We start from the raw sequence: 16,675 nt of genomic DNA, 5'->3' as shown, positions 1-16,675 counted from the left end.
CGGGGCCGGTCAGTCGGCGGGGAGCAGGACGCCGGGGTTGAGCAGGCCGTCCGGGTCGAGGCGGTGCTTGACGGCGCGCAGGGCGTCGACGGCGAGCGGGCCCGCCTCGCGCACGTACCAGTCGCGGTGGTCGGTGCCGACCCCGTGGTGGTGGGAAATGGTGCCCCCGGCGGCGAGGATCGCCTCGTTGGCGGCGTGCTTGGCGGGGGTCCAGTGGGCCACCGGGTCCGCGCCCTGGGCGCTGACGACGGTGAAGTAGAGGGAGGCGCCGTTCTCGTAGACGTGCGAGACATGGCACATGACGAGCGGCGGGGTGCCCGCGCCGGTGAGGGTGCCGGTGAGCGCGGTGCGTACGGCGTCGTACAGCTCCGGGATGCGCGACCAGAAGGCGGCGGTCTCCAGGGTCTCGGCGAAGGCCCCGGCGTCGAGGAGGGCGTCGCGCAGATAGGGGGCCGAGTACCGGCCGTGGGCCCAGCGTTCGCCGGGTTCGGCGCCCGCGAAGGTGCCGCCGGAGTCGCGCAGGACGGCGGCGGCGCGCTCGCGGCGCAGGGCGACGTCCTCCTCGGTGCCCTCGTACCCGGTGACGGCGAGGCAGTCCTGGTCCGAGGCGGTGCCGATGCGGTCGGGCTGGGCGAGGCCGATCAGGGTCTCGGTCTCGTCGGACAGGCGCAGCACGGTGGGCCGGGGTCCGTCCTGGGCGAGGCGGCGCAGCGCGGCGGTGCCCTCCGCGAAGGACGCGAACCGCCATGCCTCGTACACCCGTTGCTCGGGCAGCGGGCGCACGCGCACGGTCACGGAGGTGATGACGCCGAAGGCGCCCTCGGAGCCGAGGATCAGCTGGCGCAGATCGGGTCCGGCGGCGGAGCGGGGCGCGCGGCCGGTCTCGATGGTGCCCTCGGGGGTGGCGAGGGTGAGGCCGAGAACCATCTCGTCGAAGCGGCCGTATCCGGCGGACGCCTGGCCGCTGGAGCGGGCGGCGGCGAACCCGCCGACGGTGGCCCACTCGTAGGACTGCGGGAAGTGGCCGAGGGTGAACCCGTGCGCGGCGAGCAGGGCTTCGGCCTCGGGGCCGCGCAGTCCGGGCTGGAGGACGGCGGTGCGGGAGACCGGGTCGAGGTCGAGCAGGCCGTTCATCCGGCGCAGGTCCAGGGCGATGAACTCCCGCCGCTGCGGGGCGAGTCCGCCGACGACGCTGGTGCCGCCGCCGAACGGCACGACGGCGAGCCGGTGTGCGGCGCAGGCCCGCAGCACGGCGAGGACCTGCTCGTGGGAGCCGGGCAGGACGACGGCGTGCGGTACGTCCGTGAGGTCGCCCGCGCGCAGGCGCAGCAGGTCGGGGGTGGACTTGCCGCGCGCGTGCCGGACGCGGGACTCGGCGTCGGTGCGCACGTGTTGAGGGCCGCCGACGGCGTCGGCGAGGGCGCGCAGCGCGGCCGGGTCGGCCGGGGTGGCGGGCAGCTCGAGGTCGGTGAGGGCGAGCGGGGCGGTGGTGCGCGGCCGGACGCCGAGCAGGTCGCGCAGCAGGCCGGTCACGTTCTCGGGCAGCGGCGCCGCCTTGGCCGGGTCGCCCCAGCCGTTCCACAGCATGTCCATCGAACGGTCGTCCTCACCAACTCGGTTCACACGGAAGGCGGTTCACCCGGCGGCTCACCCGGCTCCGGGTCCGCCGGGCCCCTCGGGGCGTTACACTGTGACATATGACGTCCATCTGTCACAACAGTGCGGACGCCGACCCCGTGCTCGACGCGGTGCGCGACTGCGTCCTGGCCGTCGGTGTCCGCCGCACCACCCTCGCCGACGTGGCCCGCCGCGCCGGGGTCTCCCGGATGACGCTCTACCGGCGCTGGCCCGATCTGCGGTCCCTGGTGGGCGACTTGATGACCCGCGAATGGCTCGCGGTCGCCACCCGGGTGCTGCCCGAGGAGCGGGCGGACACCGGCGCGCGGGAGCGGATCGTGGACGGACTGGCCACCGGGGTGGCCGAGTTCCGCGCCCATCCCCTCTTCCGCAAGATCGTCGACGTCGATCCCGAACTGCTGCTCCCCTATGTGCTGGACCGGCGCGGCGCGAGCCAGCAGGCGCTGCTCGCCCTGCTGGTGGAGGCGCTGCGCGCGGGCCACGCGGACGGCTCGGTGCGCGCGGGCCATCCCGAACGGCAGGCGCGCGCCCTGCTGTTGACCGTGCAGTCCTTCGCCCTTTCGCTGCGCACCATGACCGACGAGGACGACCCCGAGCTGGACTCCGCGGCCCTGCTCGGCGAACTGCGCATCCTTCTGGAGAGGACCCTCACGCCATGAGCCCTACGGACGCCTCCGCCGGGGCCGCACCGGGATCGTCCCTCGACGCCACCCGGCGCACCCGCGAACTCGCCTCGGCCGCCGACGGATCGACGGCCGACCTGCTGGTGGTCGGGCTCGGCGCGACGGGCGCCGGGGTCGCCCTGGACGCGGCTTCGCGCGGGCTGAGCGTGGTCGCGATCGACGCGCACGACCTGGCCTTCGGCACCTCCCGCTGGAGTTCCAAGCTGATCCACGGCGGGCTGCGCTATCTGGCCGCCGGGCAGTTCGACGTGGCGCACGAGAGCGCGGTGGAGCGCGGGGTGCTGATGACCCGCACGGCACCGCATCTGGTGGCCGCGCAGCCCTTCGTGCTGCCGCTGACCCCGCTGGTCTCGCGCGGCCAGGCGTCGCTGGCCTGGGCCGGGTTCCGCGCCGGTGACATGCTGCGCCTGGCCGCCCGCACCCCGCGCCAAGTGCTGCCCGTGCCACGTCGGCTGGCTGCGGCGGAGGCCCGGCTGCTGGCCCCGGCGGTGCGCGCCGAGGGACTGCGCGGCGGGCTGCTCTCCTGGGACGGCAAGGTGACCGACGACGCCCGGCTGGTCACCGCGCTCGCCCGTACCGCCGCCGCGCACGGCGCCCGGGTCCTCACCCGGGTCCGCGCGCTGCGTCTGGACGCCGGGGGCGCCCGGTTCCGCGACGAACTCACCGGCGAGGAAGGGGAGATCAGGGCGCGGGCCGTCGTCAACGCGACCGGCGTGTGGGCGGGCGGCCTGGTCGAAGGGCTGCGCGTGCGCCCCTCCCGGGGCACCCACCTGGTCCTGCGCTCACGGCGGCTGGGCGCCCTGCCGGCCGGGCTGCACATCCCGGTCCCCGGCGAGACCAACCGCTTCGTGCTGGTCCTCCCGCAGGGCGACGGCCGTACCTACGTCGGACTCACCGACGAGCCGGTGGAGGGCGAGATCCCCGACGAGCCCGACGTGCCGGAGACCGACATCGGCTTCCTCCTGGACGTGCTCGGCTCCGTGCTGGACACACCGGTGCGCCGGGACGAGGTGGACGGCGCCTTCGCCGGACTGCGCCCCCTCCTGGACACCTCGGCGCCCGGCTCTGCCGGGGAGCGCACCTCCGACATCTCGCGCAGACACGCCGTGCTCACCTCCGGCGAGGGGGTGGTCACGGTGGTGGGCGGCAAGCTGACGACGTACCGCCGTATGGCCGAGGACGCCGTGGACGCCGCCGTCGCCGCCCACCGGCTCCCGGCGGGCCCCTCCCCCACCGCCGCGCTCCCCCTGGTGGGCGCCGCCGAACCGGCCGCCCTGCGCCGCCTGCCCGCGCCCACCCGGCTGGTCCGCCGCTACGGCACCGAGGCGGCGGCGGTGCACGCGCTGGCCGAGCGGGACCGGAGCCTGGCCGAGCCGGTGATACCCGGCCATCCGGTCACCCGCGCCGAACTCCTGTGGGCGGTACGGCACGAGGCCGCCCTCGTGCCCTCCGACCTCCTCGACCGGCGCACCCGGATCGGTGTCGTCCCGCACGACCGGGCCGAGGCGCTGGAGACGGCACGGGAGATGCTGGCGCGGGGGTAGGGGTTTCGCCGTAGGGGTCCGAGGGGAGTCGGGGCGGATGGTGTCACCCGGACCGGAACAGGCGCGTCCCGCCCCGCACGAGGTCCCCGGCGTCCCCGGGCGGCCCGCCCTGCTGCGCTTCGACGGCTGGATCACCGGCATCGGCACGGCCTCCGGCACCCGGCTGGTCCTGGGCCACTGGCCGCGCTCGCCCTTCGGCCCGTTCAGCGACGTGATGCTGGAGACCGCCGAGGGCCACCGCGTGCTGCTGGCCCCGACCCGCCGGACGGCGGACTTCATCGCCGGGACGTACGGCTTCGACGAGGTCAGGGTCGTCCCCGTAGGGGTACGGACCGACGGCACCCACTGGAGCGTGGACGCCGGTGCGCTGCTCACCCTGCGCTTCACGGTCGGACGGCGCGGCCCGCTGGGGCTGCTGCTGCGGGCGGTGCCGGGACGCGTGGCGGCGAGCACCGCGTGCGCCACCGTCTTCGACCCGTTCGCCCGGCTGCTGGGCCTGCGCACCCGAGGCTCGGCGGGCGGCGGCCGGTACGAGTGGTACGGCGCCCGTGATCTGCGCCGGGTCACCGCCGCGACGGCCGTGTACGAGGGGCGCGACCTCGGAGCCGTGGGCCCCGTCGTACCGCCGGTGCTCTTCGGCTTCGGCTCGACACCGCGCGGGCCGAGCCAGGCGCGGGTGACGACGACGGTACGGGTGCCGGAGGGTCAGCGGGTCTGAGCGCACCCCGCCGAGGGGGCCGTCACAGCGCCTCCGGCGGCCGGTGTCCCACCCGGAAGCCCACCGCCGCGACCAGCACGATGGCGCACGCCGTGAACACGATGCCCGCCTCGCGCACGTCGAGTGCCACGGCGAGGGCGCCCACGCCGACGACGGGCAGGGAGATGCCCAGGTAGGCCACGACGAAGAAGGCCGAGATGGTGGCGCCCCGGTGGTCCGGGGGTGCTGCCGCGCCGACCGCCGTGAGCCCCGCGCGGAAGGCCATGCCCTGCCCGATCCCGCCCGCCACCGCCCCGGCGAGGAGTACCGGCAGCGACGCGGTCAGCAGGGAGACGCCGACCAGCACCAGGCCCGCGGCGAGCACCGCGCAGCCCGTCGGGAGCGCGGCGCGCGGGCCGAGGCGTCCCATGAGGACCTGGCCGACGGTGGAGGCGCAGAACACGCAGAAGACGACGGCGCCGGTCACGGCGAGGTTGTGCTCGCCCAGCGTCTCGGTGAGGAAGGCGGGCGCGACCGCCGTGAAGAGGCCGAGCAGGGAGAATCCCGCGAACGCGGCCAGCGCGCTCGGCCCGAACACCCCGCGCACCTGCGGCGGGATCGTCATGCCCTGGGGGCGCAGCGGTGGGCGCCGCCCCGCGTGATGGACCGTCTCGGGGAGCAGGGCGGTGACGGTGGCGGCGACCGCCAGCAGCCCCAGGTGTACGAGGAACGGCAGGCTCAGCGGGCGGGGCGCGTACTGCGCGAGGAAGCCGGAGAGCAGCGGGCCGAGGCCCAGGCCGCCCATGTTGGCCGCCGTGGCCGCGAGCGCGGCGCGGCCCCGCCGCCCGGCCGGTGCCAGATCGAGGACGGCCGCCGTGCCCGTGCCGCTGAGCAGCCCCGCCGAGAAGCCGGACAGCACCCGGCCGACGTAGAGCAGCGGCAGCCCCTCTTCGAAGAGGAAGCAGACCGCGCTGAGCGCCGAGAGCCCCAGGGCGCAGCCCAGCACCGGGCGGCGGCCCAGGACGTCGGAGGCGCCGCCCGCGACGAGCAGCGCGGTGATGACGCCGACGGCGTAGACGGCGAACACCACCGTGACGATCAGCTCGGAGAACCCGATCTGCTGCCGGTAGATCCCGTACAGCGGGGTGGGGAGCGTGGTGCCCATCATGCCCACGGCGAAGACGCCCGCGGCGGCCACATAGCCCGGCCGCCGACGCCGCCGAGCGGGCCCCGGGTCGGAGTCGATCACGCTCCACCATAGGCACGGCCGGGCCCCCGGCCCCACCGCGGTCAGAGCCGTGCGCCCCCGTCGACCCGCAGGAGCGTGCCGTTGACGTACGACGCCCGGTCGCTGAGCAGCCAGGCCGCGGCCTGCGCGATCTCCTCGGGTTCGGCCATGCGGCCCAGCGGGGTGTGTGCCGTGATCCGCTCCAGCAGGCCCGGTGACTCGGCCTCCCACTCCCGGATCATCTCGGTGCGGGTGCCGCCGGGGGCGATGGCGTTGACGCGGATGCCCTCGGGTCCGTAGGTGACGGCGGCCGACTCGGTGAGGCTGTTCAGGGCGCGCTTCATCGCGCCGTAGACGGGCAGTTCGGGGTTGGCGCCGTGGCTGCCGACGGAGGAGGTGTTGACGAGGGCGCCGCTCCCGGCGGTGGCCCGGATGGCGGCCACCTCGGCGGCCATGGCGAGCCACTGGCCCTTGAGGTTGACGGCGTAGAGCCGGTCGAAGTCGGCCTCGGGGGTCTGGTCCAGCGGGCCGGGCCGCTGGCCGGACGCGCCGTTGTTGAAGGCGACGTCCAGGCGGCCGTAGCGGTCGACGGCCTGTTCCACGGCGGCGCGTACCGAGTCGGCGTCGGCCAGGTCGCACTCGGCGTACGCGGCCGTGCCGCCGTCGGCCGTGATCTCGTCGGTCACCGTCTTCAGCTGGTCCTCGGTGCGGGCGGCGAGCAGGACCCGGGCGCCCTCGCGGGCGAACAGCCGGGCCGCCGCCGCGCCGATCCCGCGTCCGGCCCCGGTGACGAGGGCGACCTTGCCGGCCAGCAGGCCGAGGGACGTGGTGGTGGTGTCGTTCATGCCGTCGAGCCTGCGCCGTCGCCGCACGCGCATCCAGGTATCGCCGGTACCTGGCTGGATGCCGTCCGGCCCTCGCCGCTCGCGGCCCGGCGGCGGAATACTGGACGGCGTGGACAGAGGACAACTGGCCGGGTTCCTGCGCAGCAGGCGTGAGCGGATCGGGCCCGCCGAGGTGGGGCTGCCCGCCGGGGCGCGGCGGCGGACGCCGGGGCTGCGGCGCGAGGAGGTGGCCGAGCTGGCGTTCATCTCCACGGAGTACTACACGCGGCTGGAACAGGCCCGGGCCCCACGCCCCTCGCGCGAGGTGCTGGCGGGTCTGGCGCGGGCGCTGCGCCTGTCGGACGCCGAGCGCGACCACCTCCACCATCTCGCGGGCACGCCCCCGGGTCCGCCGCCCGGACCCTCGCGCGAGGTGCCGCCGAGCATCCTCGACCTGATCCAACGGCTCCCCGGCTCGGCCGCGTTCGTGACCTCGGCGACCTACGAGGTGCTTGCCTGGAACGAGTTGACGGCCGCCCTGATGGAGGACTTCTCCGCCGTCCCCCCGCCCGAGCGCAACCTCGTACGGCGCGCCTTCCTCGGACCGGGCCCGAAGGAAGGGCGGTTGTACGGCGTGTCCGACGCGGACGAGTTCACGCGCTCCTCCGTCCGGGAACTCCGCGCCGCGTCGGGGCGCTACCCCGATTCCCCCGAGGTGACCGCGCTGGTCGACGAACTCCTCGCCGGGAGCGCGGAGTTCGCCCGGCTGTGGGCCGCGCACGACGTGGCGGCCAGCCGCACCCTGACCAAGACCTTCCGCCACCCGGCGGTCGGCCCGGTGACCGTCAACTGCGACACCCTCCATCTGCCCGACCGGGACCAGCGCGTCGTCATCTACACCGCCGAGCCGGGTTCACCGTCCGAGGCGGCACTGCGGCTGCTGGCGGCCGGGCGCGTGGCGGTCTCCGGCTGAGACGACCGGGCGAAATCGGACACGGTTCCGTGACGTCGGTCACAGCGTTCCCGTGACCTACCCGGGCCGCTTAGTAGATGGCACCCCGATGACAAATGGGGTTTGTCCGTCTTGGGGTGGATGTGGATCATTCCTGACCGCATGGGGTGATCTTCACTCGACACCGTCTCTCGTTTTTGCGAACGCACAGGGTTTCTGACGACACGGCAGGGGTGGACCGACCCCCTGACGACGGGTCGGTCCACCCCTGCCTGTACACGCAGACCGCTTCTGTCCTACGAAGCGGAGTAGTACGACCCGCTCTTTGCGCACGCTGTGAACGCCTCCTAAGAATGGCGTCTCGCAGAGCGTCTTCGCAGTTGGGAAGACGAAGTCCGCGCAATGGCAGTGAGGTCACGCATGGCAAAGCACCGCAAGCAGCAGCAGTACCGGCGGATGGTGGTCGCCGCCGTCGCCGTCGGCGCGGTGGGTGTGCCCTCCGCCGCCATGGCCTGCGTCAAGTGGGGCGACGACACGGGGTCGCAGGCCGGATCGGCATCGTCCCGGACCGCGTGGGAGCAGGGACAGGACACGGCGGACCAGATCACGCGGAGCTGGAACCACACCCGTCCCGAGGGCCACCGCGGCAGCCCGGCCCCCACCACGACGGCGCCCGAGACCCCGGCCGCGACGCCCTCCGCCCGCGAGCACCGCGAGCACACGGAGCACGCAGAGCCCACCGAGCACCGTCGCACCGCTCCCGCCCGCACCCACGGCGCGGCGCCCCGCCCGAAGGCCACCGCCTCCGCCCCCGCCACGGCACCGGCGAAGAAGGCCGCTCCGGCGGCCACCAAGTCCGCGCCCGCCGCCCCGAAGTCCGCCACCCCGGCCGCCGTGAAGACCGCCGTGGAGTCGGCCGCGAAGACGGCGACCGGGCACGCGCCGAAGCCCGCCCCGAAGCCGGTGCGGACGACCGCCGCCGCGACCCCGGCCCCGGCCACCCCGGCCCCGGCCGCCACCGCCTCCGGTGCCGTCGCCCAGGTCGTGCAGCTGGTCAACGCCGAGCGCGCGAAGGTGGGTTGCAGCCCCCTGACCGTCAACGCCGAGCTGACCAAGGCCGCACAGGCGCACAGCGACGACATGGCCGCCCACCAGAACATGTCACACACCGGCTCCGACGGCTCCGACCCGGGCGCCCGGATCACCGCCGCCGGATACCAGTGGAACGCGTACGGCGAGAACGTCGCGTACGGCTACTCCACCCCGGCCGAGGTCATGGCGGGCTGGATGGCCAGCCCCGGCCACCGGGAGAACATCCTCAACTGCTCCTACAAGGAGATAGGCGTCGGCCTCGCGCAGCCGGGCAGCTACTGGACCCAGGACTTCGGCACCGCCCAGTAGGACCCCCTGGCAGGGCCGTGTCGCCCTGGTCACATTTCGCGCGAACCGGGCCCCGGCGTGGCAGCCGTCACGTCGGGGCCCGGCCCTTTCTGTTTAGGTTCGCAGCACCGCGCCCCACCCCCCATCGCGAAGGCCGCTCCCATGCCCCACCCCTTCACGCATCTGTCCCGCTCCCGAAGGACGCGACGCGCCACGGTCACGGGCGCGCTCGCCGCGCTGACGGCGGCGCTGGTGACGGCCGGCACGCTCCCGGCCGCCGCCGCACCCCGCCACGGCTCGGACTTCGCCAAGGCGGTGCACGCCCAGGGCAAGGCCCGCGTCGCCGCCGCCGTACTCGACCTGGACGATCCGAAGCACCGGCCCGAGGTCCACGGCGACGGCGGCCCGTTCGACACGGCCAGCATCGTCAAGGTGGACATCCTCGCGGCGGCCCTGATGAAGGCCCACGGCGCCGGGCGCAACCTCAGCGCCGTGGAGCGCGACCGGGCGAAGGCGATGATCGAGCACAGCGACAACGCGGCGGCGAACGCCCTGTGGCGGAGCATCGGACTCGCCCCGGGTCTGAAGGCGGCCAACAAGCGGCTCGGGCTGACCGAGACCGAGGGCGGCTCGGGCCCCCGCTGGGGGCTGACCCGCACCACGCCGAGGGACCAGATCCGGCTGCTGCGCGCGGTGTTCGACCCCGGCCCCGCCACCCCGCTCGACCAGACGTCCCGCGCCTACATCCGCTCGCTGATGGGCAACGTCGCCGACGAGCAGTCCTGGGGCGTGTCGGCGGCCGGTGCGCACGGTGCGCTGAAGAACGGCTGGCTCCAGCGGAACACCACTGGGCTGTGGGACGTCAACAGCGTCGGCCGGATCACCAAGGGCGGACACCGCTACCTCGTCGCGGTCCTCTCGGACGGCAACACCTCCATGCAGGACGGCATCGCCCTGGTGGAGCGCGCGGCCCGCGCGGCGGTCGCGGGCTGAGCCTGCCCCGGGACCACCGTGCGCGGCGTGGCGCGCCGCGCAGCCGTCCCCGTTCCCGGCGAGGATGGCCCTCGGGGCGAGCGGCCGGGAGGCGACGGACATGACGGTGAACCGGATCGGCCTGGTCGTCCACGAGGGACGGCCCGCGGCCCTGGCCGCGGCGGAGGCCGTGCGCGAGTGGTGCGCCGAGCACGAGGTGGGCTGCGCCGACATCGACGTGTGGGGCGACGGCACGCGGCACAGCGCCCGCGAGGAGGTCGCCGCCGCCCATGACCCCGATCTGATCGTCACCCTGGGCGGCGACGGCACCTTCCTGCGCGGTGCCCGACTCGCGACGGAGGACGACGCGCTGATCCTCGGGGTCGACCTCGGCCGCGTCGGGTTCCTGACCGAGGTGCCCGCACCGGCGGTGCGCGCCGCCCTGGACGCCGTACGGGCGAACCGGTTCGACGTGGAGAGCCGGATGCTGCTCACCCTGCGCGCCTCCTGCCGCCTCGAAGTGCCCCGGCACATGGAGCCGCTGGTGGGCCACGGGCGCGGTCCGCTGCTGCCGCCGCCACCGGTGCGCGGGGAGTGCGAGCAGAGCCACGACTGGGGTGTCGCGCTGAACGTCACCGCGCTGAACGACGTGGTCGTGGAGCGGCTGACCCGGGACCGCCAGGTGTCGGTGGGTGTGTACATCGCCGGGCAGCTGCTCGCCTCGTACTCCGCCGACGCGCTGATGGTGGCGACGCCGACCGGCTCGACGGCGTACAGCTTCGCGGCCGGGGGTCCGGTCGTCTCACCGCGTGCGGAGGGGCTGCTGTTCACACCGGTCGCGCCGCACATGGCGTTCAACCGCTCGGTGCTGGCCGCCCCGGACGAGCCGATCGCGCTGCGCGTCCTGGACCGCTCGGGCCCGGCGGCGGTCAGCATCGACGGCCAGGTGCGCGGGGTGCTCGACCCCGGCGACTGGATCGGGGTGTACGCCGCCTCGCGCAGACTGCGGGTGGTGCGGCTCGGGCCGATGGACTTCTACGGGCGGCTGCGCGAGCGCATGAACCTCACCGACGCGCCCGCGGCCGTGGCCGACGGCGGGGCCGCTCCGCTGTGGCCGGTGCGCACACCGCCGCCGGGCGACCTCGCCCACCTCGCGCTGCCCACCCGCCCCGAGGACGGGGCGCGAAAGCGGTCCTGACGCCCAGTCGTACGGCCCGCCGGAGAATTCCCGGGCGGGCAGGAGAATGTGCGCGGTCCGGGGGCATCAGGAGAGGCAGGAACTCCGTTCACCGCAGGAGGCAGACCATGATCGCCGTCGGCGTCATCTTGCTCATCATCGGCTTTCTCACCGGGATCTCGATCCTGTGGACCATAGGCATCATCCTCACGGTGGTGGGTGCCGTGCTGTGGATCCTGGGCTCCACCGGTCACGCGATCGCCGGCCGTCGTCACTACTGGTGACTCCACGGGTGACTCCCGAGCCGGACGCGTCCGGCGTGCGGGCTCCACGGGGCTGAGGCAGGCTTTCGGGGCAGAGTTCGCACCGCCGGGCGACCGGAAACCTGGGAGTGATGCGCCATGCCCTTCGACTCCACGTCCGCGCCGGACACCGCGCCCGCCTCTCCCCCGCCCCCGCCGCCGGTACGGTCGTGGACCGTCGAGGATCTGCCCGCGCTCGACCCGGACCCGTTCTTCGACGAGCTGCTGCGGGACGAACCGATCACCCGCATCAGCCTGCCGTACGGCGACGGGCATGCCTGGCTGGTGACCCGCTACGAGGACGTCCGCGCGGTCACCTCCGATCCCCGCTTCTCTCGCGCCGAACTGGTCGGGCGCTCGGTGACCAGCATGGCGCCCCAGGCGGTGGCCTCGCAGACGGCGGGGCTGCAGTACATCGACCCGCCCCGGCACACGGTGCTGCGGCGGGTCGTGGCGCGTGCGTTCACCGCGCGGAGCATGGCGCGGCTGCGGCCGGTGGCGGAGCGCATCGCCCACCGGGCGCTGGACGGCATGGAGCAGGCCGGGCCGCCCGGCGACCTCATGGAGCATCTGTACACGCCGTTCCCGATCGCCGTGGTCTGTGCGTTCCTGGGCGCGGACGAGGGCGACTGGCGGGCCTGGGCGGGCCATTCCGAGGCGCTGCTGTCCAAGGCGGCCGACGGCGAGGACCGCAACCGGCAGGCCCGTGCGACGACGCGTGGCCGGGTGGTGGACCTGCTGGACCGCCGTCGCGCGGAGCCGCGTGACGACCTCGCCGGGGTGCTGGCAGCCGCCGCGGCGACCGGCGAGATCACCGACGACGAGGCGGTCTCGCTGGCCATGGCGGTCTACGTCAGCGGTGGTCACGCGGTGCGCAACAACAGCGGGTCGATGATGTACGCGCTGCTCACCCATCCGGAGCAGTTCGCGCGGCTGCGGCGCGAGCCGGAGCTGCTGCCGAGGGCGGTGGAGGAGCTGTTCCGCTTCGTGCCGCACCGCAACGGTGTGGGCATCCCCCGCATCGCCACCGAGGACGTGGAGATCGGCGGCCATCTGATCCGCAAGGGCGAGGCCGTCTACAACGCCTATGTCGCCGCCAACCGCGACCCCGAGGCGTTCCCCGACCCGGACGCGCTGGACTTCGACCGCACCGGCCCCGGGCACCTCGCCTTCGGCCACGGGCCGCACTTCTGTCTGGCCGCGCTGATGGCCCGGATGGAGGCGGAGGTGCTGATCGGCTCCGTGATGGAACGCTTCCCCGCGCTGCGGCTGGCGGTGCCGCCCGGGGAGGTCGAGTTCCAGCGGGACGGGCTGATCCGGGGGCCGAGGACGCTGCCGGTCGCTTGGTAGGTCAGTTGTTCGGCGGATCGCGAGCGGGGGGCAAGGGGTGACATGGTTCACAGGTGCGCACATTCCAGGCGCGGGGACGTGCCAACGCGGTTCTTCCGTCTGGCCATTGAGGCCGACTGCCGCCCGCGCAGACAGTTGCACTCGAAAACATCTGGCCCGTGGTGCGTAAAGGATCACACTCCTCACCGCACCCCGAACCGGGCGTCGGTGAACGCCGGGCGCCACACGACGGTAGGTTGATCTCCATGAGCGACAACGTTTACTTCGACGTCAACATCGACGACCAGCCGGCCGGCCGGATCGTCTTCCGCCTCTACGACGACGTGGTCCCCAAGACCGCCAAGAACTTCCGCGAGCTGGCCACCGGTGAGCACGGCTTCGGCTACGCCGGTTCCCCGTTCCACCGCGTCATCCCGCAGTTCATGCTGCAGGGCGGCGACTTCACCCGGGGCAACGGCACCGGCGGCAAGAGCATCTACGGCGAGAAGTTCGCGGACGAGAACTTCTCCCGCAAGCACGACCGCCCGTACCTGCTGAGCATGGCGAACGCGGGCCCGAACACCAACGGCTCGCAGTTCTTCATCACCACCGTCGTCACCCCGTGGCTCGACGGCAAGCACGTCGTCTTCGGCGAGGTCGTCGAGGGCCAGGACATCGTGGACAAGATCGAGTCCCTGGGCAGCGACAGCGGCGCCACCCGGGGCAAGATCACCGTCGCCGAGAGCGGCACGGTCTGACGGTCCCCGCCGACCCACCGCGCCGTGCCCCCGCTCCGGGGGCACGGCGACGCCGGGTCCACCGTGACCGTAGGATAAGCTTGTTCATGAGCGAGGCACCCAAGTGCGGGTAACGCGCCGTGCGTTGGTGGTCCAAGGAAAGACGTCCCGCTTCCTGCGGGGAGATGCAGGTGCAAGGCCTGCCCGGCGCTCCATCATGAGAACCCCGTCCCTGGGAGATCAGGGGCGGGGTTCTTTCGTGGGCGGGCGGGAGGACAGGCAGGGCAGGAGCAGGGTCCAGAAGCGGTCCATCCGTTCGCGGGAGAGCCAGTCGCGGTCCCGGCTGCCCAGCGCCTCGAACCCGGCGGTCGCGGCGACGACCGCGACCACGGCGCCCTCGGACGAGACGCCGTCGGCCAGTTCGCCCGCCGCCTCGGCCCGGCCGACCGTCTCGCGCACCCATGTCTGCCACCAGTCGAGCAGCCCGGCCCGGTGCCGCCGGGCCGGGTCACCGCTGAGCCGGAAGCCCGCCGAGGTCACCGGGTCGGCCGCGAGGGTGACCGCGAGCTGCCGGGTGGCGGTGACGAGCGCCCCGAGCGCGCTGCCCTCGGAGCGCCCGCAGCGCCCGGCCAGTTCCCGTACCGTACGGGCCGCCACCCGCTCCACCTCACCGGCCAGCGCGTCCTTGTCCGGGAAGTGGAAGTGCAGGGCGCCCGTGCTCACCCCGGCCCGCGCGCTGATCGCGGGTAAGGAGGCACGGGCGTACCCGTCGGCGGCGAAGAGTTCCGCCGCCGCGCGGACGAGGGCCTGCCGGGTCCGGACCGCCCTCTCCTGCTGGACCATGGCGCTCCCCCTTCAGAGCCTCGTTCCGGGAACGAGCCCGCGCCGTACGCCGGTCAGGCGTCCGTCGGACGCAGCAGCACGGGCAGCGAACGGTATCCGTTGAGCATGAAGGTCGGCAGTGGCCGCAACTCCTCGGGCGCGCAGGCCAGTCGTACGTCCGGGAAGAGCCCGAAGAGCTTCGAGAGCGCGGAGGCCGCCTCGATCTCGCCGAGCGGGGCGCCGAGGCAGCGGTGCGGCCCGTGGCCGAAGCCGAGGACGTCGCGCTTGGTGCGCAGCACGTCGAAGCGGCTCGCGTCGGGGCCGTGCCGGTCGGTCTCGTGGCCGCCCGACGCGAAGTCGACGAGGATGCAGTCGCCCTTGCGCAGGGTCACCCCGTCCAGGTCGATGTCCTCGACGGCGAACCGCAGCGGCGAGTACGCCCCTGGCGTGTGCACCCGCATCGTCTCGGAGACCACGTCGGCCCAGGTCGCGCGCCCCTCCCGGACGTGCTCCAGCTGCTCGGGGTGGGTGAGCAGAGCGCCGGCCGCGTTGGTGATGAGGGTGGCGGTGGTGTCCTGGCCCGCGGCGATGAACATGAAGAGGGAGCCGAGCAGTTCCTCCTCGGTGAGCCGGTCGCCGTTGTCGCGGGCGGCGATCAGCGAGCTGGTGAGGTCGTCGCCCGGCTGCTCCCGCTTGACCGCCACCAGCCTGGCGAGAAGCCCGAACGCCTGGAGCCGGGCGGCCTCCATCTCGGCGGCCGGGGTCGTGGAGCTGAACACCGTGCTGAGCGCGTCCGAGAGCGCGTCGGTCTCGGCGCCGCGCGGCACCCCGAACAGCTCGCAGATGACGCGCAGCGGCAGCACCTCGGCGTAGTCGGTGCGCAGGTCGACCGGGGTGCCGGGGGCCACGGCGGCGAGGGAGTCGAGGAGTTCGGCGGAGAGTTCCTCCACGCGCGGGCGCAGCGCCTCGGAGCGACGGAGGGTGAAGGCGCCCGCGACGAGCCTGCGCAGCCGGGAGTGGTGCTCCCCGTAGGCGAAGAGCATGTTCTCGTTGGCCACCCAGGGGTACAGCGGCCAGTCCTCGGTGATCTTGCCCTCGATGAAGGCGGGCCAGTGCAGCCGGGCGCTCCGTGAGACGCGCGGGTCGGCCAGCAGCCGTTCCACGTACGTCTGTTGCACGACCGCCCAGGCGACGACCCCGCCGGGCAGTTCGACGGGGACGGCGGGGCCCTGTCCGCGCAGGTGGGCGGCCTCGCTCTGGTGGTCGCGTCCTGTGATGTCCAAGACGTAGGGGCAGGCGGTCGTCTCCATCGGTGTCCTCCCTGGTTCGGTCCTGCGCTCACGTGGTCGTGCTGCGGTGCCGGTCGGCGGGAGGCTCCCGGCGTCCGGGCGGGTCCGTGGATGGCGGGGGTGGTGGGGGTGGCGGCCCGACGGCCGGGTCCGGGCATCGGCCGGGACGGGTCCGGGGTGCGGTCCGGCGTGTGGTCCGGTGAGTGGTGGGTCCGGGTGCCGGTCGGCGGGGGGCGGCTACCGGTCGGGGCGGTCCGGGTACCGGCGGGGGCGGCGGTCCGGTCCCCGCGCGTCCCGCCGCTCCCGGCGGCTCAGCCGGTGACGCCGGTCTCCTCGGCCTCCCGGCGCAGGGCCAGCGCCTCGGCGTGCACCCGCTCGCCCCGGTCCAGACCCATGTCGAGCCGGACGAGGACGGCGGGGACGGCGATGCTGGTCATCAGATGCCGGTAGAGGTCGACCACGCGTTCCATGATGTCCGTGTGGTCGTTCATGATCTTGGAGAGCACCTGGGCGCCGGTGAAGGCGGCGACGAACGCCTTGGCCGCGGCTTCGACGTCGACGTGCGGCAGGAGTTCGCCGCTCGTCTTCGCCCGGGCCAGGAGTTTGGCGTTGTGGTCGATCCAGGAGGCCATGGGCACCCGCCGGTCCAGGCCGTCCTGGGGCGAGCCCTGGTCCACGGTGAGCCGGACGCTGCCGCGCACCAGCGGATCGCCCTCGCCGAGCAGATACGCGAGGAGGAAGCCCGCGTCCAGCCCCTCCTGGAGGACCAGTTCGCGCGGCGGCGTCTCCGGCACCGAGGTGAGCTGGTCGGTCAGCACGGCCTGGGCGAGCTGTTCCTTGGAGGCGAAGTGGAAGTAGAGGGCGCCCTTGGTGACATTGGCCCGCTGCAGGATCTCGGAGATCGTCGCGGCTTCGTACCCCACGTCGGCGAACACGTCGGCGGCTGCCACCAGGATGTTGCGCCTTGTCCTGATCGCACGTTCCTGCAGCGCCACGGCACACCCTCCGCACTGGCTTCACGGCCCGGTCGGTGACGGAAAGAGACCGGCGGGTACGCATCCTGCCACCCGGCAACTCGGCCTTTCAAGCGTGTGCTCGCTC

The 16,675-nt window shown here is 74.0% G+C and carries 16 protein-coding genes; 10 read left to right on the top strand and 6 right to left on the bottom strand.

The window, feature by feature from the left end:
* Positions 1-9: 9 nt before the first annotated feature.
* Complete coding sequence (locus tag B079_RS0125830) at positions 10-1,593, bottom strand: FAD-binding oxidoreductase (protein WP_018548750.1); 1,584 nt, start codon at positions 1,591-1,593, stop codon at positions 10-12.
* 104 nt (positions 1,594-1,697) lie between these two features.
* Between B079_RS0125830 and B079_RS0125825 the strand changes: the two genes are divergently transcribed.
* Genes B079_RS0125825 through B079_RS0125815 form a run of 3 tightly spaced genes read left to right on the top strand, consistent with a single transcriptional unit; the run spans position 1,698 to position 4,583 of the window.
* Positions 1,698-2,297 (top strand): TetR/AcrR family transcriptional regulator, encoded by a 600-nt coding sequence (locus B079_RS0125825; RefSeq protein ID WP_018548749.1) that lies wholly within the window; start codon positions 1,698-1,700, stop codon positions 2,295-2,297.
* Positions 2,294-3,865, top strand: a complete 1,572-nt coding sequence (locus B079_RS0125820; RefSeq protein WP_018548748.1) for a glycerol-3-phosphate dehydrogenase/oxidase — start codon at positions 2,294-2,296, stop codon at positions 3,863-3,865. Before B079_RS0125825 ends, B079_RS0125820 begins: the two co-directional genes overlap by 4 nt.
* Before the next feature lie 37 nt (positions 3,866-3,902).
* Entirely contained in the window at positions 3,903-4,583 is a 681-nt protein-coding gene (locus B079_RS0125815; protein ID WP_018548747.1) for a hypothetical protein, read from the top strand.
* 22 nt (positions 4,584-4,605) lie between these two features.
* Here B079_RS0125815 and B079_RS0125810 read toward each other — a convergent pair whose 3' ends face one another.
* Complete coding sequence (locus B079_RS0125810; protein WP_018548746.1) at positions 4,606-5,811, bottom strand: MFS transporter; 1,206 nt, start codon at positions 5,809-5,811, stop codon at positions 4,606-4,608.
* Between the two features lie 41 nt (positions 5,812-5,852).
* Entirely contained in the window at positions 5,853-6,635 is a 783-nt protein-coding gene (locus B079_RS0125805; RefSeq protein ID WP_018548745.1) for an SDR family NAD(P)-dependent oxidoreductase, read from the bottom strand.
* A 109-nt stretch (positions 6,636-6,744) separates the two neighbouring features.
* Between B079_RS0125805 and B079_RS0125800 the strand changes: the two genes are divergently transcribed.
* The 7 genes from B079_RS0125800 to B079_RS0125770 all read left to right on the top strand — a co-directional run bounded on the left by B079_RS0125800 (position 6,745) and on the right by B079_RS0125770 (position 13,484).
* Positions 6,745-7,587, top strand: a complete 843-nt coding sequence (locus tag B079_RS0125800; protein WP_018548744.1) for a helix-turn-helix transcriptional regulator — start codon at positions 6,745-6,747, stop codon at positions 7,585-7,587.
* Positions 7,588-7,986: 399 nt separating this feature from the next.
* Positions 7,987-8,967 (top strand): CAP domain-containing protein, encoded by a 981-nt coding sequence (locus B079_RS0125795; RefSeq protein WP_018548743.1) that lies wholly within the window; start codon positions 7,987-7,989, stop codon positions 8,965-8,967.
* A 141-nt stretch (positions 8,968-9,108) separates the two neighbouring features.
* Positions 9,109-9,939: a serine hydrolase gene (locus B079_RS0125790; RefSeq protein WP_018548742.1), complete on the top strand. Its 831-nt coding sequence runs from the start codon at positions 9,109-9,111 to the stop codon at positions 9,937-9,939.
* A gap of 100 nt (positions 9,940-10,039) precedes the next feature.
* Complete coding sequence (locus B079_RS0125785; RefSeq protein WP_018548741.1) at positions 10,040-11,116, top strand: NAD(+)/NADH kinase; 1,077 nt, start codon at positions 10,040-10,042, stop codon at positions 11,114-11,116.
* A gap of 107 nt (positions 11,117-11,223) precedes the next feature.
* Positions 11,224-11,379, top strand: coding sequence for a DUF6131 family protein (locus B079_RS35605; RefSeq protein WP_018548740.1), 156 nt, complete (start codon positions 11,224-11,226; stop codon positions 11,377-11,379).
* A gap of 117 nt (positions 11,380-11,496) precedes the next feature.
* Positions 11,497-12,747, top strand: a complete 1,251-nt coding sequence (locus tag B079_RS0125775) for a cytochrome P450 (RefSeq protein WP_018548739.1) — start codon at positions 11,497-11,499, stop codon at positions 12,745-12,747.
* Between the two features lie 245 nt (positions 12,748-12,992).
* Positions 12,993-13,484, top strand: a complete 492-nt coding sequence (locus B079_RS0125770) for a peptidylprolyl isomerase (RefSeq protein WP_018548738.1) — start codon at positions 12,993-12,995, stop codon at positions 13,482-13,484.
* Positions 13,485-13,703: 219 nt separating this feature from the next.
* Here B079_RS0125770 and B079_RS0125760 read toward each other — a convergent pair whose 3' ends face one another.
* From B079_RS0125760 to B079_RS0125750, 3 genes are all read right to left on the bottom strand, one after another.
* The gene (locus B079_RS0125760) at positions 13,704-14,306 is read right to left on the bottom strand and encodes a ScbR family autoregulator-binding transcription factor (RefSeq protein ID WP_018548737.1); all 603 of its coding nucleotides are present in this window, start codon (positions 14,304-14,306) and stop codon (positions 13,704-13,706) included.
* Between the two features lie 53 nt (positions 14,307-14,359).
* Positions 14,360-15,595 carry a cytochrome P450 family protein gene (locus B079_RS0125755; RefSeq protein WP_018548736.1) on the bottom strand — a complete coding sequence of 412 codons (1,236 nt, stop codon included), beginning with the start codon at positions 15,593-15,595 and terminating at the stop codon, positions 14,360-14,362.
* A 290-nt stretch (positions 15,596-15,885) separates the two neighbouring features.
* The gene (locus B079_RS0125750; protein ID WP_018548735.1) at positions 15,886-16,569 is read right to left on the bottom strand and encodes a ScbR family autoregulator-binding transcription factor; all 684 of its coding nucleotides are present in this window, start codon (positions 16,567-16,569) and stop codon (positions 15,886-15,888) included.
* Positions 16,570-16,675: the final 106 nt, after the last annotated feature.

The organism is Streptomyces sp. LaPpAH-108 (assembly GCF_000373625.1).
In the GTDB taxonomy this organism is placed as follows: Bacteria; Actinomycetota; Actinomycetes; order Streptomycetales; family Streptomycetaceae; genus Streptomyces.
The sequence above is the reverse complement of the archived record's forward strand: the minus strand, read 5'-3'. Positions and strand labels throughout refer to the sequence as shown.